This window comes from Streptomyces sp. NBC_01689 (assembly GCF_036250675.1).
In the GTDB taxonomy this organism is placed as follows: Bacteria; Actinomycetota; Actinomycetes; order Streptomycetales; family Streptomycetaceae; genus Streptomyces.
Map to the genome: position 1 here is coordinate 3,586,506 of NZ_CP109592.1, position 26,055 is coordinate 3,612,560.

The 26,055-nt window shown below is 70.9% G+C and carries 26 protein-coding genes and 2 riboswitches; of the genes, 8 read left to right on the forward strand and 18 right to left on the reverse strand.

The window, feature by feature from the left end:
* Positions 1-14: 14 nt before the first annotated feature.
* The 3 genes from OG776_RS15010 to OG776_RS15020 all read right to left on the reverse strand — a co-directional run bounded on the left by OG776_RS15010 (position 15) and on the right by OG776_RS15020 (position 2,397).
* Positions 15-1,022, reverse strand: a complete 1,008-nt coding sequence (locus OG776_RS15010; protein WP_329321075.1) for a methionine synthase — start codon at positions 1,020-1,022, stop codon at positions 15-17.
* Positions 1,023-1,151: 129 nt separating this feature from the next.
* Positions 1,152-1,850 carry an SDR family oxidoreductase gene (locus OG776_RS15015; protein WP_148010586.1) on the reverse strand — a complete coding sequence of 233 codons (699 nt, stop codon included), beginning with the start codon at positions 1,848-1,850 and terminating at the stop codon, positions 1,152-1,154.
* 7 nt (positions 1,851-1,857) lie between these two features.
* Positions 1,858-2,397 (reverse strand): TIGR00730 family Rossman fold protein, encoded by a 540-nt coding sequence (locus OG776_RS15020; protein WP_148010585.1) that lies wholly within the window; start codon positions 2,395-2,397, stop codon positions 1,858-1,860.
* Positions 2,398-2,447: 50 nt separating this feature from the next.
* Between OG776_RS15020 and OG776_RS15025 the strand changes: the two genes are divergently transcribed.
* Both OG776_RS15025 and OG776_RS15030 read left to right on the forward strand, forming a co-directional pair.
* Positions 2,448-2,774 (forward strand): DUF427 domain-containing protein, encoded by a 327-nt coding sequence (locus OG776_RS15025; protein ID WP_148010584.1) that lies wholly within the window; start codon positions 2,448-2,450, stop codon positions 2,772-2,774.
* 79 nt (positions 2,775-2,853) lie between these two features.
* A complete protein-coding gene (locus tag OG776_RS15030; protein ID WP_329321079.1) occupies positions 2,854-3,648 on the forward strand; it encodes an alpha/beta fold hydrolase in 795 nt (264 codons plus the stop codon).
* A 24-nt stretch (positions 3,649-3,672) separates the two neighbouring features.
* Here the strand turns inward: OG776_RS15030 and mnmA are convergent, their stop codons facing one another.
* A complete protein-coding gene (gene mnmA, locus OG776_RS15035) occupies positions 3,673-4,800 on the reverse strand; it encodes a tRNA 2-thiouridine(34) synthase MnmA (protein WP_148010582.1) in 1,128 nt (375 codons plus the stop codon).
* Positions 4,801-4,972: 172 nt separating this feature from the next.
* On the opposite strand from mnmA, the gene OG776_RS15040 reads away from it, so the two are divergent.
* Positions 4,973-5,713, forward strand: a complete 741-nt coding sequence (locus OG776_RS15040; RefSeq protein WP_148011065.1) for an N-acetylmuramoyl-L-alanine amidase — start codon at positions 4,973-4,975, stop codon at positions 5,711-5,713.
* Between the two features lie 36 nt (positions 5,714-5,749).
* On the opposite strand, the gene OG776_RS15045 is transcribed toward OG776_RS15040, so the two are convergent.
* The 3 genes from OG776_RS15045 to OG776_RS15055 form a co-directional block, all read right to left on the reverse strand.
* Positions 5,750-6,919: a cysteine desulfurase family protein gene (locus tag OG776_RS15045; RefSeq protein ID WP_148010581.1), complete on the reverse strand. Its 1,170-nt coding sequence runs from the start codon at positions 6,917-6,919 to the stop codon at positions 5,750-5,752.
* Positions 6,920-7,094: 175 nt separating this feature from the next.
* A complete protein-coding gene (locus OG776_RS15050) occupies positions 7,095-7,361 on the reverse strand; it encodes a DUF4190 domain-containing protein (protein ID WP_148010580.1) in 267 nt (88 codons plus the stop codon).
* A 20-nt stretch (positions 7,362-7,381) separates the two neighbouring features.
* Entirely contained in the window at positions 7,382-7,549 is a 168-nt protein-coding gene (locus tag OG776_RS15055; protein ID WP_187285704.1) for a hypothetical protein, read from the reverse strand.
* 181 nt (positions 7,550-7,730) lie between these two features.
* Here OG776_RS15055 and OG776_RS15060 point away from each other — a divergent pair, with 181 nt between their 5' ends.
* Positions 7,731-8,357 carry a TetR family transcriptional regulator gene (locus OG776_RS15060; RefSeq protein ID WP_148010579.1) on the forward strand — a complete coding sequence of 209 codons (627 nt, stop codon included), beginning with the start codon at positions 7,731-7,733 and terminating at the stop codon, positions 8,355-8,357.
* Between the two features lie 188 nt (positions 8,358-8,545).
* Here OG776_RS15060 and OG776_RS15065 read toward each other — a convergent pair whose 3' ends face one another.
* Positions 8,546-9,406, reverse strand: a complete 861-nt coding sequence (locus OG776_RS15065) for a thioesterase family protein (protein WP_148010578.1) — start codon at positions 9,404-9,406, stop codon at positions 8,546-8,548.
* A 240-nt stretch (positions 9,407-9,646) separates the two neighbouring features.
* On the opposite strand from OG776_RS15065, the gene OG776_RS15070 reads away from it, so the two are divergent.
* On the forward strand, positions 9,647-10,876 hold the full coding sequence (locus tag OG776_RS15070; RefSeq protein ID WP_329321098.1) for an alpha/beta hydrolase: 1,230 nt from the start codon (positions 9,647-9,649) through the stop codon (positions 10,874-10,876).
* On the opposite strand, the gene OG776_RS15075 is transcribed toward OG776_RS15070, so the two are convergent.
* The 10 genes from OG776_RS15075 to OG776_RS15120 form a co-directional block, all read right to left on the reverse strand.
* Positions 10,776-11,441 (reverse strand): trimeric intracellular cation channel family protein, encoded by a 666-nt coding sequence (locus OG776_RS15075; RefSeq protein ID WP_148010577.1) that lies wholly within the window; start codon positions 11,439-11,441, stop codon positions 10,776-10,778. The genes OG776_RS15070 and OG776_RS15075 overlap by 101 nt on opposite strands.
* A 66-nt stretch (positions 11,442-11,507) precedes the next feature.
* Positions 11,508-12,899 (reverse strand): M1 family metallopeptidase, encoded by a 1,392-nt coding sequence (locus tag OG776_RS15080; RefSeq protein WP_148010576.1) that lies wholly within the window; start codon positions 12,897-12,899, stop codon positions 11,508-11,510.
* 250 nt (positions 12,900-13,149) lie between these two features.
* Entirely contained in the window at positions 13,150-14,526 is a 1,377-nt protein-coding gene (locus OG776_RS15085) for an ABC transporter ATP-binding protein (RefSeq protein WP_329321103.1), read from the reverse strand.
* Between the two features lie 23 nt (positions 14,527-14,549).
* Positions 14,550-15,644 (reverse strand): ABC transporter ATP-binding protein, encoded by a 1,095-nt coding sequence (locus tag OG776_RS15090; RefSeq protein WP_148010575.1) that lies wholly within the window; start codon positions 15,642-15,644, stop codon positions 14,550-14,552.
* The gene (locus OG776_RS15095) at positions 15,641-16,639 is read right to left on the reverse strand and encodes an ABC transporter permease (protein ID WP_148010574.1); all 999 of its coding nucleotides are present in this window, start codon (positions 16,637-16,639) and stop codon (positions 15,641-15,643) included. The genes OG776_RS15090 and OG776_RS15095 overlap by 4 nt, the downstream gene beginning before the upstream one ends.
* A 111-nt stretch (positions 16,640-16,750) precedes the next feature.
* Positions 16,751-18,547, reverse strand: coding sequence for an ABC transporter substrate-binding protein (locus tag OG776_RS15100; protein ID WP_148010573.1), 1,797 nt, complete (start codon positions 18,545-18,547; stop codon positions 16,751-16,753).
* A 69-nt stretch (positions 18,548-18,616) separates the two neighbouring features.
* Positions 18,617-19,624 carry an ABC transporter permease gene (locus OG776_RS15105; RefSeq protein WP_148010572.1) on the reverse strand — a complete coding sequence of 336 codons (1,008 nt, stop codon included), beginning with the start codon at positions 19,622-19,624 and terminating at the stop codon, positions 18,617-18,619.
* A 345-nt stretch (positions 19,625-19,969) separates the two neighbouring features.
* Positions 19,970-20,770: an enhanced serine sensitivity protein SseB C-terminal domain-containing protein gene (locus tag OG776_RS15110; protein WP_148010571.1), complete on the reverse strand. Its 801-nt coding sequence runs from the start codon at positions 20,768-20,770 to the stop codon at positions 19,970-19,972.
* A gap of 170 nt (positions 20,771-20,940) precedes the next feature.
* A complete protein-coding gene (locus OG776_RS15115; protein ID WP_148010570.1) occupies positions 20,941-21,723 on the reverse strand; it encodes an enhanced serine sensitivity protein SseB in 783 nt (260 codons plus the stop codon).
* A gap of 252 nt (positions 21,724-21,975) precedes the next feature.
* The gene (locus tag OG776_RS15120) at positions 21,976-22,644 is read right to left on the reverse strand and encodes an AAA family ATPase (protein ID WP_384962257.1); all 669 of its coding nucleotides are present in this window, start codon (positions 22,642-22,644) and stop codon (positions 21,976-21,978) included.
* A 174-nt stretch (positions 22,645-22,818) separates the two neighbouring features.
* A riboswitch (glycine riboswitch) is annotated at positions 22,819-22,940 on the forward strand.
* Positions 22,941-23,052: riboswitch (glycine riboswitch) on the forward strand.
* A 34-nt stretch (positions 23,053-23,086) separates the two neighbouring features.
* Between OG776_RS15120 and gcvT the strand changes: the two genes are divergently transcribed.
* The 3 genes from gcvT to glyA all read left to right on the forward strand — a co-directional run bounded on the left by gcvT (position 23,087) and on the right by glyA (position 26,001).
* Positions 23,087-24,205: a glycine cleavage system aminomethyltransferase GcvT gene (gene gcvT / locus OG776_RS15125; RefSeq protein WP_329321106.1), complete on the forward strand. Its 1,119-nt coding sequence runs from the start codon at positions 23,087-23,089 to the stop codon at positions 24,203-24,205.
* Positions 24,206-24,349: 144 nt separating this feature from the next.
* Entirely contained in the window at positions 24,350-24,727 is a 378-nt protein-coding gene (gcvH, locus tag OG776_RS15130) for a glycine cleavage system protein GcvH (protein ID WP_148010568.1), read from the forward strand.
* Between the two features lie 11 nt (positions 24,728-24,738).
* On the forward strand, positions 24,739-26,001 hold the full coding sequence (glyA, locus tag OG776_RS15135) for a serine hydroxymethyltransferase (protein WP_148010567.1): 1,263 nt from the start codon (positions 24,739-24,741) through the stop codon (positions 25,999-26,001).
* Positions 26,002-26,055: the final 54 nt, after the last annotated feature.

Genomic DNA, 26,055 nt, shown 5'->3' on the forward strand with positions numbered 1-26,055 from the left:
GTGTCGTCCTCCCGTTACTCTGGGTTTTCCGCGAGGGATCTCGCCGCCCGGACGCAGTGGGCGAGCGCCCGGCGCGCGTACTCGGGGGAAGCGCCCGCGAGTCCGCACGACGGAGTCACCGTGACGGCCTGGGCGAGAAGCCCCGGATGCAGCCCCAGCCTGCGCCACAACGTCCTGACACCCATGACGCTACCGGCAGGGTCCGACAACGGGCCGTCGGTGCCGGGCACGACACCGGCGAGGAGCTGGGTGCCGCCCTCCACCGCCTCGCCGATCGCGTCGTCGTCACGTTCGGTGAGCAGGGCGAGGTCGAAGGAGATGCCCGCGGCGCCCGCCCTGCGCAGCAGACCGAACGGCACCTCGGGCGCGCACGAGTGCACCACGACCGGGCCGTCCGCGTGAACCCCCACGACGTCGCGCAGCGCCGACTCGGCGATCTGCCGGTCGACGGCGCGATGGGTGCGGTACCCGCTCGCGGACTTCACCCGGCCGAGCAGCACGGCGACGAGCGAGGGCTCGTCGAGCTGCAGCACGACCCGGGCCCCCGGCACCCGGCGCCGCACCTCGTCGAGATGGGTCCGCAGGCCCTCGGCGAGCGAGCCGGCCAGGTCGCGGCAGGCACCGAGGTCGGACAGGGCGGCCTCGCCGTTCCGCAGCTCCAGCGCGGCGGCCAGGGTCCAGGGCCCCACGGCCTGCACCTTCAGCGGCCCCTCGTACCCCTGGGTGTACTCCTCCAGCGCGTCGAGGTCCTCGCCCAGCCACGACCTGGCGCGCCGGGTGTCCCGCCCCGGCCGGTCCCCGAGCCGCCAGCCGCTGGGCTCCACGCGCGCGTAGAGGTCGACCAGCATCCCGGCCGTCCGCCCGATCATGTCGGCGCCGGGGCCGCGCGCGGGCAACTCCGGCAGATGGGGGAAGTCCTCGAAGGACCCGGTAACGGTCTTGGCGGTCTCCCGCGCGTCACCACCCGGCATGGACCCGACACCGGTGGCGGCACCGAACCCGAACTCGCTGTTTTCGCTCACCCGCGAAGCGTACGTAACCCCGCGGGGCGCGACGCGGGCGAGCCCGTCCGCGCCGCCCCGCCCGCCGGTCCCGCACCGCGTGCCGCCGCGTCGGCGCGCGCCGACGGCGGGCCCCGTCAGCGGGCCCCGTCAGCGTCCCGGCCGGACCGTCAGGTCGTTGACCTCCGCGTCGCGCGGCAGGTCGAGGGCGGTCAGGATGGTCGTCGCGACGGACTCCGGGTCGATCCACTTCGAGGCGTCGTACGGCTTGCCCTCCTGCTGGTGGACCTTGGCCTGCATGGGGCTCGCGGTGCGGCCGGGGTAGACCGAGGTGACCCGGACCCCGTTGCCGTGCTCCTCGTGGCGCAGCGAGTCCGCGAGGGCCTTCAGACCGTGCTTGGAGGCGGCGTACGCGGACCAGTCGGCGCCCGCGCTGAGGCCCGCGCCGGAGTTCACGAACAGCACGTGCCCCTGCGCGAGGCGGAGTTGGGTCAGGAAGTGCCGGGTGAGCTCGGCGGGGGCGATCAGGTTGACGTTGAGCTGGTGGCGCCAGGACTTGGGGGTCAGCTCGCCGACCGGGCCGAGGTCCACCACTCCCGCGATGTGCAGGAGCGAGTCGAGGCGGTCGGGCAGGGACTGGTGCGAGAACGCCCAGGAGAGCTTGTCCGGGTCCGCGAGGTCGCCGACCAGGGTCCTCGCCCCCGGGTACGCCGCGCCGAGTTCCTTCGCGCGACCCGCGTCGCGCGCGTGCAGCACGAGGTCGTCCCCGCGCGCGTGCAGACGGCGGGCGACGGCCGCGCCGATGCCGGAACCGGCCCCGGTGATCAGATGTGTAGCCATGGACGCCATGCTCGCATCACCGGGTGCCGGCGCTCTCCTCCAGGTAGGCCAGCGCGCCCGCCGGCTCCTCGGCGAAGAACACCAGGTCGATGAGGGGCCGCGGCAGGAACCCCTCGGCCTCCATGCGCCGGAACTGCTCCTTCAGGCCGTCGTAGAAGCCCGCCGTGTTCAGCAGGACCACCGGCTTGTCCGTGCGCCCGTGCTTCTTCAGCTCCAGGATCTCGGTCGCCTCGTCGAGCGTCCCCGTGCCGCCCACCATCACGACCACCGCGTCGGCCTTCTCCAGGAGCAGTGCCTTGCGCTCGGCGAGGTCCCGGGCGATCACCATCTCGTCGGCGTCCGTGCGCGCCCCGGCCGCCAGGAAGTCCACGGAGACGCCCACGAGGCGTCCGCCCGCCGCCTGGACGCCGTCGGCGACCACCTTCATGAGCCCGACGTCCGAACCGCCCCAGACCAGGGTGTGGCCGCCCTTGCCGAGCAGTTCCGCGAACTCGCGCGCGGGGCCCGTGTAGCGGTCGTCGAGGTCGGCGGCGGAGAGGAAGACGCAGATGTTCATGCGTTCACCGTACGCGGGAAGAACCAGGGCTCCGCGAGCGCTTTCCCGTCATGACCCAAGGACACACGATCACCATCGAGCAGGGCACCCAGCGCGTACGCGTCGTGCACGGCGACCAGGTCCTCGCGGAGAGCGACCGGCCGCTGCTGCTGCGCGAGACGGGCTGTCCGGTGCGCTACTACATCCCCCCGCAGGACGTCCGTCTGGACCTGCTGACGGCCTCCGGCACCCACACGCACTGCCCCTTCAAGGGCGACGCCTCCTACTGGTCCCTGCCCGACGCCCCCGACCTCGTCTGGTACTACCCCGAGCCGAAGCCGGACGTCGCGCAGATCAAGGACCACCTGTGCTTCTACGAGGTGGAGGTACTCCCTTAAGGAGGTACTCCCCCCCCCAACGCCCCGGCCGCCGTCCCCGCACCGATGAGTTCCGTCCCGCCGGACGGTCTGCACGGGCATGGACAAGAAGGTTCTCTCCCGCGACGGGACGCCCCTGGCGTACGAGCGTCACGGTGACGGTCCGGCCGTGGTGCTGGTGGGCGGAGCGCTGTGCACGGGCGTCACGCTGGCGCCCCTCGCACGGGCGCTGTCGGACCGCTTCGGCGCCGTCACCTACGACCGCCGGGGCCGCGGCGCCAGCGGGGACACCGCGTCGCCCTGCACGGTCGCCCGCGAGGTCGAGGACATCGCGGCGCTGATCGGGGCCTGCGGGGGCGGCGCGGCGCTGTACGGCGTCTCGTCGGGCGGTGCGCTGGCCCTGCGCGCGGCGGCGAGCGGGCTGCCGGTGGACGCGGTGGCCGTCTACGAGACGCCGTTCACCCTCCACGAGGACGGCGGGCGGCGCCGGGAGTACACCGGCCGGCTCGCCGAACTGCTGGCGCGGGACCGGCGCGGGGACGCCCTGGAGCTCTTCATGACGCTCACCGGGATGTCGCCGGAGATGATCGCCGGCGCCCGGCGGTCCCCCGGCTGGGCCGGGATGGAGGCGATCGCCCCGACCCTCGCGTACGACGACGCCGTCATGGGCGACGGTCTGCTGCCCCGGGAGCTGCCGGCCTCGCTGCCCATGCCGGTGCTCTCCGTCGCGGGCGGCGCGAGTCCCGCCTGGATGCGCGAGAGCGCGCGGGCGGTCGCGGACGCGGCGCCCCGGGGGACGTACCGGGTGCTGGAGGGGCAGACCCACGCCGTGGAGGCCGCGGTCCTCGCGCCGCTCCTGGCCGAGTTCTTCGACCACCGCGGAAGCCGCCCGTGAGGCCCTCCGCGGCGACGGGACCGGCTAGACGGACGCCTTCGCGCGGGTGGTCGTCGCGATCGTCGCCGACCCCACCACGCGGGTGCCGTCGTACAGGACGATCGCCTGGCCGGGGGCGACCCCGCGCACCGGTTCGGTGAACGCCACCTCCAGGCCGCCGTCGACGAGTTCGGCGGTGACCGTGGTCTCGCCGCCGTGGGCGCGGAGCTGGGCGGTGTAGGTACCGGGGCCGGCCGGGGCGGCGCCGCACCAGCGCGGCTTGATCGCCGTGAGCGCGGAGACGTCCAGGGACGCCGCCGGGCCGACCGTCACCCGGTTGTCCACCGGCGAGATGTCCAGGACGTAGCGCGGCTTGCCGTCGGCGGCGGGGGTGCCGATGCGCAGGCCCTTGCGCTGGCCGATGGTGAAGCCGAACGCGCCCTCGTGGGTGCCGACGACCGCGCCGGACTCGTCCACGATGTCGCCCTCGGACCTGCCCAGACGGTTCGCGAGGAAGCCCTGGGTGTCGCCGTCGGCGATGAAGCAGATGTCGTGCGAGTCGGGCTTCTTGGCGACCGCGAGGCCGCGCAGCTCGGCCTCGGCGCGGATCTCGTCCTTGGTGGTGAGGGTGTCGCCGAGCGGGAAGAGCGCGTGCGCGAGCTGGCGGTCGTCGAGGACCCCGAGGACGTACGACTGGTCCTTGGCCATGTCGGAGGCGCGGTGCAGCTCGCGGGTGCCGTCCTCGTTCACCAGCACCTTCGCGTAGTGGCCCGTGCAGACGGCGTCGAAGCCGAGCGCGAGCGCCTTGTCGAGCAGGGCCGCGAACTTGATCTTCTCGTTGCAGCGCAGGCACGGGTTCGGGGTGCGCCCCGCCTCGTACTCGGCGACGAAGTCCTCGACCACGTCCTCGCGGAAGCGCTCGGCGAGGTCCCAGACGTAGAACGGGATGCCGATGACGTCCGCGGCGCGACGGGCGTCCCGGGAGTCCTCGATGGTGCAACAGCCGCGCGCGCCGGTGCGGAACGACTGCGGGTTGGCGGAGAGCGCGAGGTGCACGCCCGTCACGTCGTGGCCCGCTTCCGCCGCGCGGGCGGCGGCGACGGCGGAGTCCACGCCGCCGGACATGGCGGCGAGGACGCGGAGGGGGCGGGGGCGCGGCGAGGTCTCAGTCATAGCCCCTCCAGGGTACGGGGCGACGGGGAACGGATTCCCGCGAGTATGCGTTGAGGATCGCGACAGACAGCGACAGGAGACGGGCACGATGAGCGGAGCCGCGCAGGAGGCGCCGGATACACGGGAGACGCCGGACCCGGCGGCCCCGGACCCGGAGTCGCCGGATCCGGTCATGCCGCGCCGGGACGCGCCGGCTGCTGGGACACCGGAGGGGAAGCGGCGGGTGGGCACGGACGGCGACCGGCGGGTCGGGCGGCGCACGCTGCTCATCGGCGGAGTTGCGGCCGCGGTGGGCACCGCGGTGCTCGCGCGGGGCGAGCTGGGGCACCTGTGGTGGCGGCTGCCGGGCGTGGAGAAGCCCCGCGAGGAGGGGGTGGTCGACTTCCGGGGCGCCCGCTGGATCGCGGCGTCGAGTGCGAACTGGCGGCGCGCGGACCGTCCCGACGACTACGCCATAGACCGGGTGGTCATCCATGTCACCCAGGGCAGCTACCGCAGCGCGGTCAAGGTCTTCCAGGACCCGGGGCACGGCGCCGCCGCGCACTACATCGTCCGCAGGGACGGCCGCGTCACCCAGATGATCCGCGAACTGGACGTGGCCTTCCACGCGGGCAACCGCGAGTACAACGAGCGGAGCGTCGGCATCGAGCACGAGGGCTTCGTGGAGAACGCCTCGTCGTTCACCGAGGCCATGTACGCCGCGTCGGCGCGGCTGACGGCCGGGATCTGCGCCCGTTACGACATCCCCGTCGACCGCGAGCACATCATCGGGCACGTGGAGGTGCCGGGCACCGACCACACCGACCCCGGACGCTACTGGGACTGGGACCGGTACCTGCGGCTGGTGCGGCGGGCGCGCACCGCGGTGCCGTCGGCCGCCGCCACCCCGTCGGCGGGCGGCACGCGGACCTGACCCCCACCGGACAGCGCGGGAGCGGCCCCGGCGCGGTCAGGTCAGGCCCGCCGTCCGCGCCCGCTCCACGGCCGGGCCGATGGCCTTCGCGAGTGCCTCGACGTCCGCCTCCGTGGAGGTGTGGCCGAGGGAGAAGCGCAGGGTTCCGCGGGCCAGGTCCGGATCGGTGCCGGTGGCCAGCAGGACGTGGCTGGGCTGGGCGACGCCCGCCGTGCACGCGGAGCCGGTGGAGCACTCGATGCCCTGCGCGTCCAGGAGCAGCAGCAGGGAGTCGCCCTCGCAGCCCGGGAAGGTGAAGTGCGCGTTGGCGGGCAGTCGGCCCGCGGGGTCGGGGTCGCCGCCGAGGAGGGCGTCGGGCACGGCGGCGCGTACGGCGTCGACCAGGTCGTCGCGGAGCGCGCCGATCTCCCGGGCGAACCACGCGCGCTGTTCGGTGGCGAGCCGGCCCGCGACCGCGAAGGACGCGACGGCGGGCACGTCCAGGGTGCCGGAGCGCACATGGCGTTCCTGACCACCGCCGTGCAGGACCGGTACGGGGGTGTACTCGCGGCCGAGCAGCAGCGCGCCGATGCCGTACGGGCCGCCGATCTTGTGGGCGGAGACGGTCATCGCGGCGAGGCCGGAGGACGCGAAGTCGACGGGGACCTGTCCGAAGGCCTGGACGGCGTCGGAGTGCAGCGGGACGCCGAACTCGGCCGCGACGTCGGCCAGTTCGCGGACCGGCAGCAGGGTGCCGATCTCGTTGTTGGCCCACATCACGGTGGCGAGGGCGACGTCGTCGGGGTTGCGGGCGATGGCCTCGCGCAGGGCGTCCGGGTGGACGCGGCCGTATCCGTCGACGGGCAGGTACTCGACGGTGGCGCCCTCGTGTTCGCCGAGCCAGTGGACGGCGTCGAGGACGGCGTGGTGCTCCACGGGGCTCGCGAGCACCCGGGTGCGGGCCGGGTCGGCGTCGCGGCGGGCCCAGTACAGGCCCTTCACGGCGAGGTTGTCGGCCTCGGTGCCGCCGGAGGTGAGGACCACCTCGCTGGGGCGGGCGCCGAGGGCTTCCGCGAGGCTCTCGCGGGCCTCCTCGACGGTACGGCGGGCCCTGCGGCCGGCGGCGTGGAGGGAGGAGGCGTTGCCCGTGACGCTCAGGTGGGCGGTCAGTGCCTCTACCGCCTCCGGGAGCATCGGCGTGGTCGCGGCGTGGTCGAGGTAAGCCATGGTGGCCCCGATTCTACGGGCCCCTCGTCCGCCGCTCGCGGCCCCCGTCGGGGGTCACCCCCGGCAGACCCTTCGCCCGGTACCGGTCCGGGACTCCCGGGCCTTCCGGATGCGGTCCGGATGCGGTCCGGCAGCTTGCCGGACTCCGTGGTGCGGAGGTCCGGGACAGCGCGGCTCAGAAGTTCCAGGAGACCGTGCTGTCGAAGTGCATGAACGCCACCAGCACCACGAGGTCGGCGACGCCCAGGCCGAGACCGAGGAAGGCGCGGCCACGACGGGCGGTGCCGCGCCAGAGGGCGACGGAGGCGAGGACGACGGCGATCGGGCCCAGGAAGACGTTCAGGACCAGCAGACCGAGCAGCCCGAGGATGAAGGAGGCGACGGCCATGCCGTCGGCGTCCCGGGTGCCGGTGCGGCGGGTGGGTGTGGCGGTGAGTTCCATGGCGTGGGTCAGCTCCCGGCTCAGTGGGCGGAGGTGTGGCGCCGACGGGCGGTGCGCTCGCGGACCGCGAAGACGGTCAGCCAGACGCCGATGACGGCGGCGGCGACGAGGGAGACGGGCAGCGGGGCATGGGCCACGGAGCCCATGACGACGCCCATCAGCAGGAGTGCGGCGACGAGGAACAGCATGTGAGTGCCTCTCGTGAGTCTCTGGGTCCGGTCCCCGCGGTCCCGCCTCGACGGTGAGGCCCGGGTGTTTCGGGGACCTGACGTTCCAGTGAACGTTTGTGGTAACAGTTGTTCACTGACTATGAAGTCTAGCGCGTCGCCCGGCTTTCCAATTACGGAGAACAGTTGTTAACTGCATGGCATGGGTCACACGCTCGGCATCCGGCAGGCACAGAAGCAGAAGACGCGACAGGCGCTCCTGGACGCGGCGTTGGAGCTGCTGGAGGAACAGAGCCTGAGCAGCCTGGGCCTGCGTGAGGTCACCCGCGCCGTGGGCGTGGCCCCGACCGCCTTCTACCGGCATTTCCACTCGACGGCGGATCTCGGGGTGGCGCTGGTCGAGGAGGCCCTGGGCAGCCTGCATCCGATGATCGGGGACACCGTGTCGGCCGCCGGTGACAGCGGTGAACGCATCGGGCGCGCCGTCGAACTGATCGCCCGTCATGTCGAGACCCATCCCGCCCACGTCCGCTTCATCGCCCGCGAGCGGCACGGCGGCGTCCAGCCGGTGCGGCAGGCGATCAGTGACCAGCTGTCCAGGTTCGCCGAGGAGGTGCGGGGAGAGCTGGCCAAGCACCCGGAGTCGCGGGGGTGGAGCGACGACGACCTGCTGATGCTGGCGGGTCTGTACGTCGACCAGATGCTGATGACGGCCTCGCTCTACCTGGAGGCGCTGGAGGCGCCGGAGGAGGAACGCGAGCGGGTGGCCCGGGTCGCGGCCCGCCGGATGCGGCTGATCGCCATCGGCCGCCGCAACTGGCTGGGCTGACGCCCTGGACCGGCAACGGGCCCGGGGCGGACCGGCAACGGGCCCGGGGCGGACCGGCAACGGGCCCGGGGCGGACCGGCAACGGGCCCGGGGCGGACCGGCAACGGGCCCGGGGCGGCACGCCCGTTCACCGGGCGTGCCGCCCGGACCCCTCGAACACGCCCCGCCCGAGGGGCCGCGGCCGTCCGCTAGCCGAGCCTGACCCTCGCGAGCTGCCGGGACTGCGCGACCAGGCGGTCCGCGCTGTCCCACACCTCCGCGTCCTCCTCCAGGAAGCCGCCGGCCAGGTTCCGCGTGGTGATGGAGACGCGCAGCGGGCCGGGCGCGGGCCGGCAGCGCACGTGCACCGTGAGCTCGACCGTCGGCACCCAGCCCGACAGTCCGATCTCGAAGGCGGTCGGCGGCAGCGCGTCGACCGCGAGGAGCAGCGAGAGCGGGTCGGCGTCGCGGCCGTCGGCCAGCCCGAACCAGGCCCGCATCTCGCCCCGGCCGGACGGCGCCCCGAGGGCCCATCCCAGCGTCGCGGGGTCGAGCTTGAGCATCAGCCGCTCGGTGATGGCGGAGCTGCCGTCGATGGGGGCCGGGCCGTCCTCGGGTCCGAAGCAGTGCTCCATCGGCGGGATCGCGGGCGGCGTCGCCGTGGTGCGGACGTCGTCGGGCAGGGCGCCCAGATCGCCGTAGGAGGCGAGCACGCGGATGCGTTCGACCTCCCGGCCCTCGTCGTCGTACTGGAAGAGCGAGGCCTGGCCGGTCGACAGGGTGCGGCCGGCGCGGACGACCTCGGTGCGGACGACCGCGGGTCCCGGCTGGGAGGCGGTCAGATAGTGCGCCGAGACGGTGAACGGGTCGTCGTGCGGCAGGGCGTCCGCGAGGGCGCGGCCCAGGACGGCCAGCAGGTACCCGCCGTTGACGGCGCTGATGATCGTCCATCCGGGGGACAGATCGACGTCGTAGACGCCGGGTGCACGCGGGGTGACCGCGGTGTCGCGGTCGAACTCACTGTCGCCGATCGTGGCTCGCACGGCCTGTGCCGAGGCTGCTTCTGACATGCCTGAACGGTACAACAGGGCATTACTAAGCGGTAGCTTTTGCTGTTTCGACCATGTCACACGCCCCACCCAGGGTGAGATTCAGGCAATTTCTTGGTAAGTGTCCGCCACTCGTCCGTGACCAACGGCTTCGGAACCCCCTCTTCAGGGACATACAACCCGATGCAGCCGCCGAGCCCGATCCAGCCCGTCACGCCCGTCACGCCCGTCTTGGCCGTCACAGGAAGAGCCGCACAGACCGTGAACCTCACCGGAACGTCGTTCCTCCTCACCGCGATCGCCCTGGTCGTGGTCGCCCTCGCCCTCCCCCTCGTCCTGTGGTCGCGCGTCCCCGGCCCCGCCTTCCTGCGCAGCACGGCCCGCATGCTGATGCTGCTGTTCGCCCAGGGCACCGCCGTCACCCTCGTCTTCGTGCTCGTGAACAACGCCAACAGCCTCTACGACAACTGGTCCGACCTCCTCGGCACGGGCAACCACGTGCAGGCGGCCGCCGACCTGGGCGCCGACGGCACCGGCGGTATCTCGGTGCGGGACCTGCCCAGGATCCGCCAGACGTTCACGGCGGCGGACGGCCCCGCCATGCACCGGGCGGGCGGGGTGCGCGTCACCCAGCTGCACGGCCAGGTGTCGGGGGTGAACGCCGAGGTCTACGTCTGGCTGCCGCCGCAGTACGACGAGCCCGCGTACCGCGACCGCAGGTTCCCCGTCGTCGAACTCCTGCCCGGCTATCCGGGCTCGGCCAAGGCCTGGTTCGGCTCACTGAAGGTCCACGAACAACTGCTGCCGCTGATGCGGGACGGGCGGGTCGCGCCCTTCATCCTGGTGGCGCCGCGGACGACCCTGCTGGCCAAGGCCGACACCGGCTGCGCGAACGTCCCCGGCAGGGTGAACGCCGACACCTGGCTCAGCATCGACGTGCCGAAGATGGTGACGGACAACTTCCGCGCCGAGGCCGCGCCGGACGGCTGGGGCGTCGCCGGCTACTCGGCCGGGGCGCACTGCGCGACCAAGCTCGCCGTCGCCCACCCCGACCGCTACCGGGCGGCGGTCAGCATGTCCGGGTACAACGACCCGATCGGCGAACGCGACTCGCTGCCCGCGCACGACGCGGGTCTGCGCCGCCGCAACAACCCCCTCCTGCTGCTGCGCGCCCACCGCGTCCCGCCCCGCGTCGCGCTCTACTACTCGGGCGAGGTGCACGACGGCTACGAGGCGGGTGCCGCGCTCCGGCGGATCGCGAAACCGCCGACCACCGTGGAGGTGGTACTGCTGCCGCGCAGCGCCGGAGGCCACAACATGGCCCTGTGGCGCCCGCAGGTGACCGAGGTCTTCCGCTGGCTGACCCGGCAGATCGACCCCGGCGTCCGGGCTAAGGGGTCTCCGCCTCCGTCGCCGTCGAACGGCGGTTCCAGGCGCGCGGAGCTCGCCAGTGGTACCGCATCGCGAGAAGCCGCAGCACGAAGGCCGTGACCACCGCGAGCCCGCTGGTGAAGGGGGTCAGCGCGTCGTAGCGGATGCACAGGGCGACCATGGTGGCGCCCACGATGGCGGGGACCGCGTAGAGATCGCGGTCCCAGCGCAGCAGCGAGGGCACCTCGTTGGCGAGCACGTCACGCAGCACACCGCCGCCGACCGCGGTGGCCAGCCCGAGGGCGGCGGACGAGGTCAGGCCGAGACCGTACTCGTACGCCTTCGTCGTGCCCGCGACGCAGAACAGACCGAGTCCGGCCGCGTCGAACACGTTCACCGCGACCTGGATGCGCTCCACCTCGGGGTGCAGGAAGAAGACCAGCAGCGCGGCCAGCAGCGGGGTGAGGAAGTAGCCGAGGTCGGTGAACGCGGCCGGCGGCACGGCTCCGATGACGACGTCGCGCAACAGCCCTCCGCCCAGCGCGGTGACCTCGGCGAGGACGGCGATGCCGAACACGTCGAAGTTCTTGCGTACGGCCAGCAGGGCACCCGAGATCGCGAAGACGAAGATGCCGATCAGGTCGAGCGTGTGCTGGACGGAGGGACTGAAAAGTTGCTGAAGCACCCCTACATTCTTACCTGCCGCAGGGACTGCACCTTACAAAGAAAGGCCTAAACAGCAAACGGAGGCCTAGAGAGAAGGTTTCCCGGGGGTGAAGAGCCAGGTCTGGAAGAGATCGTCGAGCTGCTTCCCGGAGATCTTCTCCGCGAGCCGGATGAAGTCGGCCGTGTTCGCGTTGCCGTAGCGGTGCTGCTTGGTCCAGGCGGGCAGCAGCTTGAAGAACGCGGTGTCGCCGATCCGCTCGCGCAGCATCTGGAGCGTCATCGCGCCGCGCTGGTAGACCGCCGAGGCGAACATGGTGTCCCGCTGCGGATCGGCGACGACCGTCTGCCAGAAGGACGAGTCCGCGGGCCGCGAGTCGTACCCGGCGAGGAACGAGTCGTGCGCCGAGCGGACGCCCTGGTGCTCGGACCACAGCCACTGGGCGTAGGTCGCGAAGCCCTCGTTGAGCCAGATGTCCTTCCAGCGCTCGACCGAGACCGAGTCCCCGAACCACTGGTGCGCCAGCTCGTGCACGATGGTCGACTCGGAGCGGACGGCGGAGTACGCGGGCTTGGACTGCACCTCCAGCGAGAACCCGGCCTCCGGCATGTCGTCGACGATCGCGCCGGTCTCCTCGAAGGGATACGGACCGAAGATCTGCGACCAGTAGTCGGTCGCCGCGGCCGTCACCGCGTACACGTCGACACTGTTGCTGTTGGCGAGCACCGGGTCGATCGCGACGTAGATCGGCGTGCCGGCCGGGGTCCTCCCCGACCTCACGTCGAACTTCCCGATCGTCGCGGTGGCGAGGTAGGTCGCCATGGGCCGGCTCTCGCGCCAGTGCGTGACGGTGCTGCCGCCCTTGTCGTACGTCGAGACCAGGCGCCCGTTGGAGACACCGGTGAGGCCCTTGGGAGCCTTGATACGGATGTCGTACGTGGCCTTGTCGGAGGGGTGGTCGCTGGACGGGAACCAGGTGGAGGCGGCGTTCGGCTCACAGGCGACGAAGACGCCGTCGGCGGTCTTCATCCATCCGTAGTCCGAACCGAAGACGATGGGACCGTTCAGCGCCTCGGGGACGCCGCCGTAGGTGACGGTCACCGTGAAGGTCCGGCCCTTGGACAGCGGGCCGTGCGGGGTGACGCGGATCTCGTCTCCCGTGCGGGTGAAACCGGCCCGTCTGCCGTTCACCTCGACCTTCGTGACCTCCAGCTTCTGCAGGTCCAGGTCGAAGGAGGAGAGGTTCTGGGTGGCGCGGGCCGTGAGCGTCGTACGCCCGTCGAGACGGTCGGTGTCCGGGTTGTACGCCACGTCCAGGTCGTAGTGGCGGGCGTCGAAACCGCCGTTGCCGAGCTGGGGGAAGTAGGTGTCACCGATGCCGTCGGCGCCGGGTTTCGGGGCGGAGGAGGCGGCGATGACGAGGAAGGACGCCGCCGCGGTCGCGAGGGCTCCTAAACGTGCCGAACGGGAGAGTGCCATGAGCGTCCCTTTCGTACGTGTTCTGATCGCTCCTGATCAGAAGGACACGCGAGACTCTGCACGCTCCCCTCCGGTCATGTTCATGACTTTGCTAAATCGTCACGGCCCACTCGCCGGTTGACTCCTGACGGCCGGCTTCCGGATCCCGGAGGACCTCCCGCGACGGAAGAACCGTGCCCCGGTCACCAGATCTCTGGTCACCGGGGCACGGTTCTCGGCGTACGGGCGCCGCTCCGGGCGCGGGGTCCGACTACTTCTCGGTGTCGGCTCCCGATGCCTTCGGCGCGTCCGGCTCCTCGGCGGCGGCCGTCTCGGAGCGCTCCTCGGACACGACCGCGGCGGACTCCTCGGACACGACCGCTGCAGACTCCTCGGCCGGGGCCTCGGCGGACTCCTCGGCGGCGGCCTCCGTGGTCTCCTCCGCGGACTCCTCGGCCGGGGCCGCGGCGGGGGTCTCGGTGGGCTGCAGTTCCGCGGCCACCGCCGCCGACGTCTCCGCCGACTCCGCCAGCACCTCGTCGGCCACGAACTCGGCGGCGCGCTTCGCGACGGTCAGCAGCACCGTGTCCTGCGGCGCCTGGTCCTCGAAGTTCTCCGGATGGTGGCAGGCGACCCGCTGGCCGGGCTTCAGCTCCAGGAGCGGCGGCTCGGTCGTCTTGCAGATCTCCGTGGCCTTCCAGCACCGCGTGTGGAAGCGGCAGCCGGTCGGCGGCGCGATCGGCGAGGGCACGTCGCCCGTGAGCAGGATCCGCTCGCTCTTGGCGTTCCGGCGCTTCGGGTCCGGGATCGGCACCGCGGACATCAGGGCCTTGGTGTACGGGTGCATCGGCGCCGAGTAGAGCGAGTCGCGGTCGGCGAGTTCCACGATCTTGCCGAGGTACATCACCGCGATCCGGTCCGAGACGTGCCGGACGACCGACAGGTCGTGCGCGATGATCACGTACGTGAGGCCGAGCTCCTGCTGCAGATCGTCGAGGAGGTTGACGACCTGCGCCTGGATGGACACGTCCAGCGCCGACACCGGCTCGTCCGCGACGACCAGCTTCGGGTTGAGCGCGAGCGCGCGGGCGATGCCGATGCGCTGGCGCTGGCCGCCGGAGAACTCGTGCGGGTAGCGGTTGTAGTGCTCGGGGTTGAGGCCGACGACCGACAGCAGTCGCTGGACCTCCTTCCGGACACCACCCTCGGGGGTCACACCCTGCAGCTTGAACGGCGCGCTGATGATCGTGCCGATCGTGTGGCGGGGGTTGAGCGACGAGTACGGGTCCTGGAAGATCATCTGGACGTCACGGCGCATCGGGCGCATGCCGCCCACACCGAGGTGCGTGATGTCCTTGCCCTCGAACTCGACCGTGCCGGCGGTCGGTTCGAGCAGCCGGGTGATGAGCCGGCCCATCGTCGACTTGCCACAGCCGGACTCGCCCACGACGCCCAGGGTCTCCCCGGAACGGACCTCGAAGTCGAGGCCGTCGACGGCGCGCACGGCACCCACCTGACGCTGCAGCAGGCCCTTGCGGATGGGGAAGTGCTTCTGCAGTCCGGTCACCTTCAGCAGGACGTCGCCGGGAGCGGCGTCCTTGGTGAGGGTGGCGCCGCCTTCGTCCTGTGCCTGTGCGGGAATGGTCACTTCCGCGTCCTTGGCTTTCTCGCTCACAGCTTCGGCGCAATCTCTTCGATCCAGATGCGTTCCCGCTGCTCCTGGGTCATGTGGCAGGCGGCCCAGTGCCGTCCGCCGACCTCGGTCAGCTCGGGACGGACCGTGCGGGTCACGTTGTCCTTGGGAACGTCCGCGTACGGGCAGCGCGGGTTGAAGGCGCACCCGGACGGGATGTTGATCAGCGAGGGCGGGGAGCCCTTCACCGGGATGAGGCGTTCGGTCTGCTCACGGTCGAGGCGCGGCATCGAGCCGAGCAGTCCCCAGGTGTAGGGGTGCCGGGGCTCGTAGAACACCTTCTCGGCGGGGCCACGCTCGATGCACCGGCCGCCGTACATCACCAGGATGTCGTCGGCGAGTTCGGCGACGACGCCCAGGTCGTGGGTGATGACGATGACCGCGGAGCCGAACTCCTTCTGCAGGTCCCGGATCAGGTCGAGGATCTGCGCCTGGACGGTCACGTCCAGGGCGGTCGTCGGCTCGTCCGCGATCAGCAGTTCGGGGTTGTTGACGAGCGACATCGCGATCATCGCGCGCTGGCGCATACCGCCGGAGAACTCGTGCGGGTAGCTGTCCACACGCTTGTCCGGCTGCGGGATGCCCACGCGGTCGAGCATCTCGACCGCGCGGCGCTTCGCCGTCTTCTTGTCCACCTTGTGGTGGATGCGGTACGCCTCCACGATCTGCTGGCCGATCGTGTAGTACGGGTGCAGCGCCGACAGCGGATCCTGGAAGATCATCGCCATCTCGCGGCCCCGCAGCTTGCGCACGTGGTCCGGGTCGGCGGACAGCAGCTCGGTGCCGTTCAGCCAGATCTCGCCGGAGATCTGCGCCTTGCGCTTGCCGTACTGGCCGGCGGTGTGCAGACCCATGATGCCGAGCGAGGTCACCGACTTGCCGGAGCCCGACTCGCCCACGATGCCGAGGGTCTTGCCCTTCTCCAGCTGGAAGCTGAGCCCGTCGACGGACTTGACCAGGCCGTCGTCGGTCGGGAAGTGCACCTTCAGGTCGCGCACTTCGAGGAAGGCGGAGGGCGCGGGCGAGTCCATGACGGGCTCGGCCACCGCTCCGCTCTTGCTGAGTTCGGTCATGACAGCCTCACTCGGGGGTCGATCACGGCGTACAGGACGTCCACCACGAGGTTGGCGAGGAGCACCGCGAGAGAGGTGATCAGAGTGACGCCCAGGATGATCGGCAGGTCCTGGTTCCGGATGGCGTCGAGCACCGCGCGGCCGAGGCCGGGCAGGTTGAACGTCGACTCCGTCAGGATGGCGCCGCCGATGAGGGCGCCGAGGTCCATGCCGAGCATGGTGAGGATGGGGGTCATCGTGGAGCGCATGGCGTGCTTGCCGATGACGACCTGCTCCTTGAGGCCCTTGGCGCGTGCCGTGCGGATGTAGTCCTCACCGAGGATCTCCAGCATGGTGGCGCGGGTGATCCGGGCGTACATCGCGGCGTAGAGGAACGCGAGGGTGATCCAGGGCAGGATCATGCCGCCGAACCAGCCGCCGATGCTCTGGTCGAACGGCACGTACTGCGCGTTGATCCATTTCAGCCCGAAGGCGAAGATCGCCAGGCTGAGCAGACCGGTGAAGTAGATCGGGAGGGAGACACCCGCCAGGGCGACGACCATCGCGCCGCGGTCCCAGATGGTGCCCCGCTTGAGCGCGGAGAGCACACCGGCCGCGACACCGAAGACGAGCCACAGCACGGCGGCACCGAGGGCGAGCCCCAGGGTCACCGGGAAGCGGTCGGTGAGCACCGGCCAGACGGCCTGCTCGCTGCGGAAGGAGTAGCCGAAGCAGGGCGCGGCGCAGTGGGTGACGTCGCCGCCGCCCGAGTAGGTGCGTCCGGCGAAGATGCCCTTGAAGAACTCCCAGACCTGGGAGTAGATCGGGTCGCTCAGGCCCAGCTTCTGCCGTACGGCCTCGACAGCGGCCGGGTCGGCCTGCTTGCCCACGAAGCTCGAGGCGATGTCCACGCCCGCCCACTTGGGGACGAGGAAGAAGATGCCGAAGACCACCATGACGATGACCACCAGCATCACTGCGGCGGCGAACAGCCGCCTGATCAGGTAAGCGAGCACAGCTTACGGCCCGCCGCGGGGCCGCGGGCCACCGGAGATCATCCGGTGGCCCGCGACCACGCCGCGCCGGCCTTCACCTGCCTTTCGTGCCGTACGGCGGGTGTGCCGGGATTACTTCGCGGACTTCAGACCGAGGTTCACGAAGTCGTACATGCCGCTGTAGTTGTCCGACGTGTAGACGTTCGCGAGGTTGTCGCTGCGCCAGTTGATGAACTTCTCGAAGGTGAAGGGCAGGTAGTACGCGCCCTCCATGACCTTGTGGTTGATCTCGGTCGAGATCTGGGTCTTGCCGGCGTTGTCCAGCGTGGTGACGTACTTCGAGAACAGGCCGTCGATGGCCTTGTCCTTGATCAGGGCGAAGTTGTTGTTACCGCTCGGAACGATGTACTTGCTGTCCCACAGCGGCAGACCGAAGCCCTGGACGGTCGGGAAGTCCGGGCCCCAGCCCATGATGATGATGCCGTAGCCCTTCTTCTGGACGTTCGAGGGGCTGCCGATGATGCCGGTGGTCTGCGCGCCGTCGAACTGGTCGATCTGGGCGTTGATGCCGATCTTCTTCAGCGACGCCTGGAGCGACTGGGCCGTGGCCACCTCGACCGGCTTGTTGTTGCGCACCGCGATGGTGGTGGAGAAGCCGTTCGGCTTGCCGCACGCCTTCAGAGCCGCCTTGGCCTCCTCGACGTTGCCGTTCTTGTTCGCGCCGGCGATCTTGTACGGGTCGTACTTCTGGCCCTCGGAGCCCGGGACGGACGGCGGGAGCATGTTGGTGCCGATGTCACCACCGGCGACCGGGCCACCACGGGCGGTCTGCAGCGAGACGTGGTCCGCGCCGAGGATGACGGCCTTGCGGCAGTCGGCGTTGTCGAACGGCTTCACGCTCTGCGGGAAGGTCGCGTAACGGATGTAGCCGGAGACCGGGTTGTCCAGGTTGGCCTTGTGCTGCTTCAGGGCGGTGGTGCGGCCCTGCGGCGACATGCCGGTCTGGTTGATGTCCAGGTCCAGGTCACCGTTGAGCAGACGCTGGTCGAGCTGGTTGGCGTCCGAGAAGAACTGAACGGTGATCTTGTCCGGGTACGCCTTGCGGATCGGGTCCGAGGACTGCTTCCACTGGGCGTTGCGCTCCAGCGTCAGGCTCTTGCCGGGGCTGTAGGACGCGAACTTGTACGGGCCGGAGGAGAACGGCTTCAGGCCGTACTTGGACTTGGTGTCCATGTCCTGGCGGACCGGGGAGGCCGAGACCAGACCCAGCACCTCCTCGAAGTCCGAGTTGGCCTTCGGCAGGTGGAAGACGACCGTCTTGTCGTCCGGCGTGGTGATCGCCTTCAGACCGAGCTTGTCCGCGGACTTGTCCTTGTAGGGGCCCTTGTACTCGCCCTTCGGGTCCAGGAAGTCCTTCAGGTACGTCGGGCCGCCGGAGAGGACGTCCTGCGCCCAGACGCGCTCGATGCCGTACTTGACGTCCTTGGACGTGATCGGCTTGCCGTCCTCCCACGTGACGCCGTCACGCAGGGTGTACGTGTAGGTCTTGCCGTCGTCCGTGACCTTCGCGAGACCGGTGGCGAGGTCCGGGGTCAGCTCGGCGCCGGCCTTGCCCGGCTCCGTCTTGCCCGTGACCAGCTGACGGCTGTAGTAGCGCGCGAAGTTCCACATGAAGCCGTAGTAGCCGCGCGTGGTGTCCCACGAGTCCGCGTCCTGGGCACCGCCGAAGCGCAGCGTGCCGCCCTTCTTGGCCAGGGAAGCCTGGGCGACCTTGTTGTTCGCGGCGTCGAAGCCGGCGGCGCCGGCCTTCGAACCACCGTTGTCGTCGCTGCCACTGCCGCCGCACGCCGCCGTGGTCAGCAGTGCGGCGACCGCAGCAGCGGCGGCAAAGGCCTGCTTACGCCGCCCTGAGGTGCGTTGGGTAGTCACGATCTCGGATCCTCCGGATTTGATGAGAGACCCCGTGTCAGTGCCACGGGACGCTTGGGGTGTGGCGGCTCAGCGGGAAGCCTTCGGGTCCAGCGCGTCACGCACGCCGTCGCCGAAGAGGTTGAAGGCAAGGACGGTGATGAAGATCGCCACACCGGGGACCACCATGTACATGGGGTCGGACTCGTAGTAGTCGATCGCGCTGGACAGCATCTGTCCCCAGGACGAGGTGGGCGGCTTGACGCCCACGCCCAGGAAGCTGAGTGCCGCCTCGGTCAGGATGTTCGTGGGGATCATCATCGTGGTGTAGACGATGATCGGTGCGACCAGGTTGGGCAGCAGTTCCTTGAACAGGATGTAGAAGCGCCCGGCGCCCAGCGATCGGGCGGCCTCGACGTACTCGCGCTCGCGCATCGAGAGCGTCTGGCCGCGCACCACGCGTCCGATGTAGGGCCAGCCGAAGAACCCGATGACCAGGATCATCACGAACACACGCACGTTGGAGCCCGACAGGCCCAGCATGTTGTTCGGCATCACCGAGACGAGGGCGATCGTGAACAGCAGCTGCGGGAAGGCCAGGAGGCCGTCCATCACGCGGCTGATGAGCGAGTCGACCCAGCCGCCGAAGAAGCCCGCGAGGATGCCGAGGACGGTGCCGAGGACGACGGCGACGACCGCGGAGAGGAAGCCCACGAGGAGCGAGACGCGGGCACCGTAGAGGATGCGGGCGAGGATGTCGCGGCCGTTGACGGGCTCGACGCCCAGCAGGTGGTCACCGCTGATACCTCCCAACGACCCGGTGGGAGTGCCGAACAGAGGGTCGATCAGCTTCTCGTTGAAGGTGTCCGGGTCCTGGCCGAGCAAGTGGGTGATCACTGGCGCGAGCAGGGCGACCACGATGAGGACGAGCACGACGATGCCGCCGGTCAGGGCGAGCTTGTCCCTCTTCAGGCGTTCCCAGGCGATCCGGCCCAGGGAACGTCCCTGCACGACCTTCTCGCCGGCGGTGGCAGCCGCCGCTTCCTCGGTCGCACTCGGGGCCGCCTCCGCGGTCGGCTCGTGCAATGGTGCCGTCATCTGGCAGGGACCCCTCTCAACCGGCGGTAGCCGGCCCACACGTGCCGCTCGTAGCGGCGTGATCAGTCCGTCGTACACAGGGGCTAAACCCCCTGGAGCGGGAGTCTTCAACGCGTCGGCGATCTGTAGCCAGACCTGACGGTGAATGGATGCCTAAACGTGATGCCATTCGAGGTGTTCCGTTATCCGGACGGTGGGTAACGGGTGTCGGACACGGGGCAGTTGGTGCGGTCCCGGCGAATACGGGCGCTAACCGGACGATCCCTTGCCATCTACGCGCGAAGACATGCCGAATCTCCGGTGAAGAACCCGTGACAGTCCTTCACTGTCCGTCCGAAGACGTCCTCAGTAGGCACCCCGCGCCGGCGGGTACCCGTAGCCGCCGGCCACCGGCGCCTGCGCCTGGCCCGCGTGGGCCTCGCGGTCGTAGAACGGGCGCGCGTTGGCGCGCAGCCACATCGCCACCGGGTCGTACTCGTCGGACATCGCGACGGTCGACACGGGCAGCCCGTCCGGGACCGCGCCGATCGACTGCTGCATCATCGCCCGCACCGAGTCGACCGCGGCCGGCGAGGTGTCGTAGACGTCGAGCCCGATGGCCAGATAAGGCGCCCCGAACGCGGGCTGCACCCAGGTCCGCCGCAACGACCGGACGGCGGGCGTGCGATGCGCGTTCTGCGTGAGCAGGGCGTAGAACTGCGGGATCTCGATGCCGGGTTCGGAGAGTCTGAGCGGGCCCGCGGGCTGTCGCTCCAGGCCGGCGGCGATTCGGCGCAGATCCAGCCAGGGGATGCCGACCCCGCCGCCCGGGGCGTGCGGATTGAGCCACAGGCCGAAGTGGTCGGGGTAGAGGGTGCGGGCCACGTCGAGACCGTCGACGACCTCGTACGACCTGTTCCAGCCGCTGGCCGAGAGCTCCTGGGCGGAGGTGACGCACGGCGCGTAACCGAAGCCGCCCACCTCCATGTTCCCGTACTGGGCGTCGGGGGAGCCGCCCTGGCCGTGCCAGAGGAGCATCCACACCTGGCCGGACGACGGGGTCGCGAGCGCGCGAAGGAGCGCCTCGTAGGCGTCGAAACGCCCGGGCGTCACCTGGCGCAGCATGTGCTCGACCTGCCCGGCCGCGGCCGTGCCCGACGCACTCACCCTCAATCGCCCCTTCGCGAAGAAATCACGATGAACTCACTCATTACGCCACCGACACCGGTGGCCGGGGTCCGTCGACACCGCGTCCACACCCCGACCGAGCCATGAAACCAGCTTAAGCGGCGATCCTGACAGCGACTTGACGCACGGCACGGGAGGTCTCCGCCGCGTCAGTAGCCCTGTTGGTAGAACGGGCGCACGTTCGCGCGCATCCACTCCCCCACCGGGTCCTGCGCGACGTCGAGGAACACCATGTTCACCGGCCGGTCCACCGGCACCCGGCCGAGGGCGCGGCCGAGCGCCTCCAGCGGCGGCGTCTGCGCGTCGCCCTCCCAGCCGACCACCTCGACCCCGATGAACATCAGCGGGTCGTCGCCCTCGATGCTGGCCAGACAGCGGCGCGCGGTCAGCACCACGCCGGTCGCGGCGAACTCCGCCGAGGCCGCGGCGAGGAAGTCCACCGGGTCGTCCTGCCAGTCGGGTTCGAAGAGTTTCACCCGGCCGCCGCTCGCCGGGCCGTCCAGCGCGGTGCGCCCGGCGCGGCACAGTTCGGCCACCGCCAGGGGCGGCAGCGGGACCCCCACCACGCCGCCCGGGTTGATCGCGACGCCGACCTGCGGGGGGAGCCCGCGGGCGAACTCGACGGCGGGCGCGATGGTGAACGACAGATGGCTGCCGACGACCTGGCGGAACTGCTCCTCGGAGCTGAAGACCGGCACGTAGGCCTGGCCCTCGATCTCCAGCGTGGGCAGGTCGAGGGGGCCGGCGTGCGGACCGCCGCCGTTGGGCAGCGGCACCCAGACGAAGCTGCGGCCGAGGACCTCGACGATGCGGCCGCCCGCCGAGGGCACCCCGAGGGAGGCGGAGAGCACCTCCTCGAGTTCGTTGCCCGGCCAGCCGCCGTGCGGGTGGGGGTGCGGGTGTGCTGGTGCCGGGAAGTCGGGGAAGTCCATCTGTCTACCGCCTGCTGTGAACCGCTGATCCGGTGTTCCGGTGTTCCGGTGTCCTGGTGTGCTGGTGCGCTGTTCCGCTGTGGTGTTCCGGCTGGAAAGGTTAGTGGGCGCCTACGACCCTCTCGTACGACGATGTCCCGTTCTCCTGCACGAGCTTCGGTACGCCCTTGCGCCGGGGTGGCCCGCGCGCCCGTACGAGCCGCCCCGGCGCGACGCGTCCGCGGCCTGCCGCGCCCCCTCACCGCCGGGCCCTCAGCCGCCGAAGTCGATCCGGCGCAGCACGTTCGCAGCCGTGCGGTCGAGGAGCACCGCCGAGCCGCAGCCTTCCGGCAGTTCGCCCCGCTCGACCGAGCGCAGGAGCCGGCTCAGCGCGCCCCGGTGACGCGCGAACGCGTACCGCGAGACGCCCCGGCCGCGCTCGCGCTGGCCCTCCAGCGCCGTGCCGGGCGTGACGTCGAGGAGCAGCAGGTGCAGGGTGCCGCCGCGACGGCGGGCCTCCCTGGCGAGCCAGCGGCGCACCCAGGCCTGTGTGCCGCAGTCGTGCACGACCACGCCGGTGCCGGAGCGCAGCGTGCGGCGCAGGCCCGCGTAGTGCGCGAGACGGACGAGGGGGCGGTAGACCGCGTACGGGAGGCGGCGGGCCAGCCGGGCTTCCCAGCGGTCGCGGGTGTCCTGGGAGTCCACGCGCCGGCCCGCGACCGCGCGGCGCATCAGGGTGGATTTGCCGCTGCCCGGCAGTCCGGTGACCACCACCAGGTCCGCCGTGCCGAAGTACAGGCCGTGCGGGCTGTGTCCGGCCCGCTCCCTGAGGTCGCGCACGACGGCCGCCGGAAGCGCGCCGCACGCCTCCCGCGCCGCGGTTCCCGGCCGGCGCGGCAGCGCGAGCGCCGAGGTCGCCGCGTACGCCCTGGTCCTGTTCACCGTGATCGTCCTCCCCTTGGGTGTGGAGTCCCATCCCCGTCGAGTGTAAAGAGAAGGTAATGCGCGGTGGTTCCGTTTTCCGTGTTCGGACTGCCACAGGCCGGTCACAGATCCGGACTGCCGTCATCGGACGGCGCGTGCAATGATGTGCCCGCCAACTGCATACCGGCCGCTTGAATCCGCGCGGGAGAGTTCCCGGTGACGTGCACACCTCCGTGTGACGCACGTTCCGCCGGGACGCCGAAGGAGCAAGTCCCTCCCTTGAATCTCTCAGGCCCCGTTACCGCGCGGGCGAGGCACATCTGAAAAGCGGGCCGCTGACCGGTGGCTCCACCCAAGGTGCAAGTCGTGACCTCCGTTCGCGGGGTCGTGATGAACCTCTCAGGTTCCGATGACAGATGGGGAGGAACGACCTCGCCGTCATGCCTTGGGAGCCCTACCGATGAGCAGTAACGCACCCCGTCGTACCGCGCTCGATGCCCTGCATCGCTCGCTGGGCGCGACGATGACCGACTTCGCGGGCTGGGACATGCCCCTGCGGTACGGCTCGGAACGCGACGAGCACGTCGCCGTCCGTACCCGGGCCGGTCTCTTCGACCTCTCGCACATGGGCGAGATCACGGTCACCGGCCCGCAGGCGGCCGCGCTGCTGAACCACGCGCTGGTCGGCAACATCGCCTCGGTCGGCGTGGGCCGCGCCCGCTACACCATGATCTGCCGGGCGGACGGCGGCATCCTCGACGACCTGATCGTCTACCGGCTGGCCGAGACCGAGTACATGGTCGTCGCCAACGCCTCCAACGCGCAGGTCGTCCTCGACGCGCTGGCCGAGCGCGCCGCCGGATTCGACGCCGAGGTCCGCGACGACCGGGACGCCTACGCGCTGCTCGCGATCCAGGGTCCCGTGTCCCCCGGCATCCTCAAGTCGCTCACCGACGCCGACCTGGACGGCCTGAAGTACTACGCGGGCCTGCCGGGGACGGTCGCGGGCGTCCCGGCGCTGATCGCGCGCACCGGCTACACGGGCGAGGACGGCTTCGAGCTCTTCGTGGCGCCGTCCGACGCCGAGAAGCTGTGGCAGGCGCTGACCGAGGCGGGCGCGCCCGCCGGGCTGGTTCCGTGCGGTCTGTCCTGCCGCGACACGCTGCGCCTGGAGGCGGGCATGCCGCTGTACGGGCACGAGCTGACCACCTCGCTCACCCCCTTCGACGCGGGGCTCGGACGGGTCGTCAAGTTCGAGAAGGAGGGCGACTTCGTGGGCCGTGAGGCCCTGGAGGCCGCCGCCGCACGCGCCGCCGCGAACCCCCCGCGGGTGCTCGTCGGGCTCGTCGCCGAGGGCCGCCGGGTCCCGCGCGCCGGGTTCGCCGTCGTCGCGGACGGCGTGGCCGTCGGCGAGGTCACGTCCGGCGCTCCCTCCCCGACGCTGGGCCGGCCGATCGCCATGGCCTACGTCGACGCCGCGCACGCCGCACCGGGCACGTCCGGTGTCGGCGTGGACATCCGGGGCAGCCACGAACCGTACGAGGTCGTGGCCCTGCCGTTCTACAAGCGTCAGAAGTAGGTCCGCCGGGGTCCGGGCGCGTCGGCGTGACGTACCCCGTCGCGGCCTGTCCCCTGTCCCTTGGCCGTCCCTCGTCCCGGGACACCCCGCACCCCGTCCGTACCCGTTCATCAGCACTCCCCCGCGTACAGGAGAATTCAGGCCATGAGCAACCCCCAGCAGCTGCGCTACAGCAAGGAGCACGAATGGCTGTCGGCCGCCGAGGACGGCGTCTCGACGGTCGGCATCACCGAGTTCGCGGCCAACGCGCTCGGCGATGTCGTCTACGCCCAGCTTCCGGAGGTCGGTGACACGGTGACCGCGGGCGAGTCCTGCGGCGAGCTGGAGTCGACCAAGTCGGTCAGCGACCTGTACGCGCCGGTCACCGGCGAGATCGTGGAGGCCAACCAGGACGTCGTGGACGACCCGTCGCTGGTCAACTCCGCGCCCTTCGAGGGCGGCTGGCTGTTCAAGGTACGCGTCACGGACGAGCCGGACGACCTGATGTCCGCCGACGAGTACACCGCCTTCACCGCCGGCTGAGGAGCCACCGCATGTCGCTTCTGAACACGCCCCTGCACGAGCTGGACCCGGACGTCGCGGCCGCCCTCGACGCCGAGCTGCACCGCCAGCAGTCCACGCTGGAGATGATCGCCTCGGAGAACTTCGCTCCGGTCGCGGTCATGGAGGCCCAGGGCTCGGTCCTGACCAACAAGTACGCCGAGGGCTACCCGGGCCGCCGTTACTACGGCGGCTGCGAGCACGTGGACGTCGTCGAGCAGATCGCCATCGACCGGGTCAAGGCGCTGTTCGGCGCCGAGCACGCGAACGTGCAGCCGCACTCGGGCGCCCAGGCCAACGCGGCCGCGATGTTCGCGCTGCTCAAGCCGGGCGACACGATCATGGGCCTGAACCTCGCGCACGGCGGGCACCTGACCCACGGCATGAAGATCAACTTCTCCGGCAAGCTCTACGACGTGGTCGCGTACCACGTGGACGAGGAGTCGGGTCAGGTCGACATGGCCGAGGTCGAGCGCCTCGCCAAGGAGTCCCGGCCGAAGCTGATCGTGGCCGGCTGGTCCGCCTACCCGCGGCAGCTGGACTTCGCCGAGTTCCGCCGCATCGCCGACGAGGTCGGCGCGTACCTCATGGTCGACATGGCGCACTTCGCCGGCCTGGTGGCCGCGGGGCTGCACCCGAACCCGGTGCCGCACGCCCACGTCGTCACCACGACCACCCACAAGACGCTGGGCGGCCCGCGCGGCGGTGTGATCCTCTCCACCGCCGAACTGGCCAAGAAGATCAACTCCGCGGTCTTCCCCGGTCAGCAGGGCGGTCCGCTGGAGCATGTGATCGCCGCGAAGGCGGTCTCCTTCAAGGTCGCCGCCACCGACGACTTCAAGGAGCGCCAGCAGCGTACGCTCGACGGTGCGCGGATCCTCGCCGAACGTCTGGTGCGGGCCGACGTCACCGAGCACGGCGTCTCGGTCCTGTCGGGCGGCACGGAGGTGCACCTGGTCCTGGTCGACCTGCGCAACTCCGCGCTGGACGGGCAGCAGGCCGAGGACCGGCTGCACGAGCTCGGCATCACGGTCAACCGGAACGCGATCCCGAACGACCCGCGGCCCCCGATGGTGACCTCGGGTCTGCGCATCGGCACGCCCGCCCTGGCCACCCGCGGCTTCCAGGCCGAGGACTTCGCCGAGGTCGCGGACATCATCGCCGAGGCGCTGAAGCCGGTCTACGACGCGGACGCCCTCAAGGCCCGGGTGTCCGCTCTGGCCGACAAGCACCCGCTGTACCCCGGCCTGAAGTAGTTCGCACGGAACGTACGATTCACCGGGGCGCCGCGCACACTGGAATCACAGGTG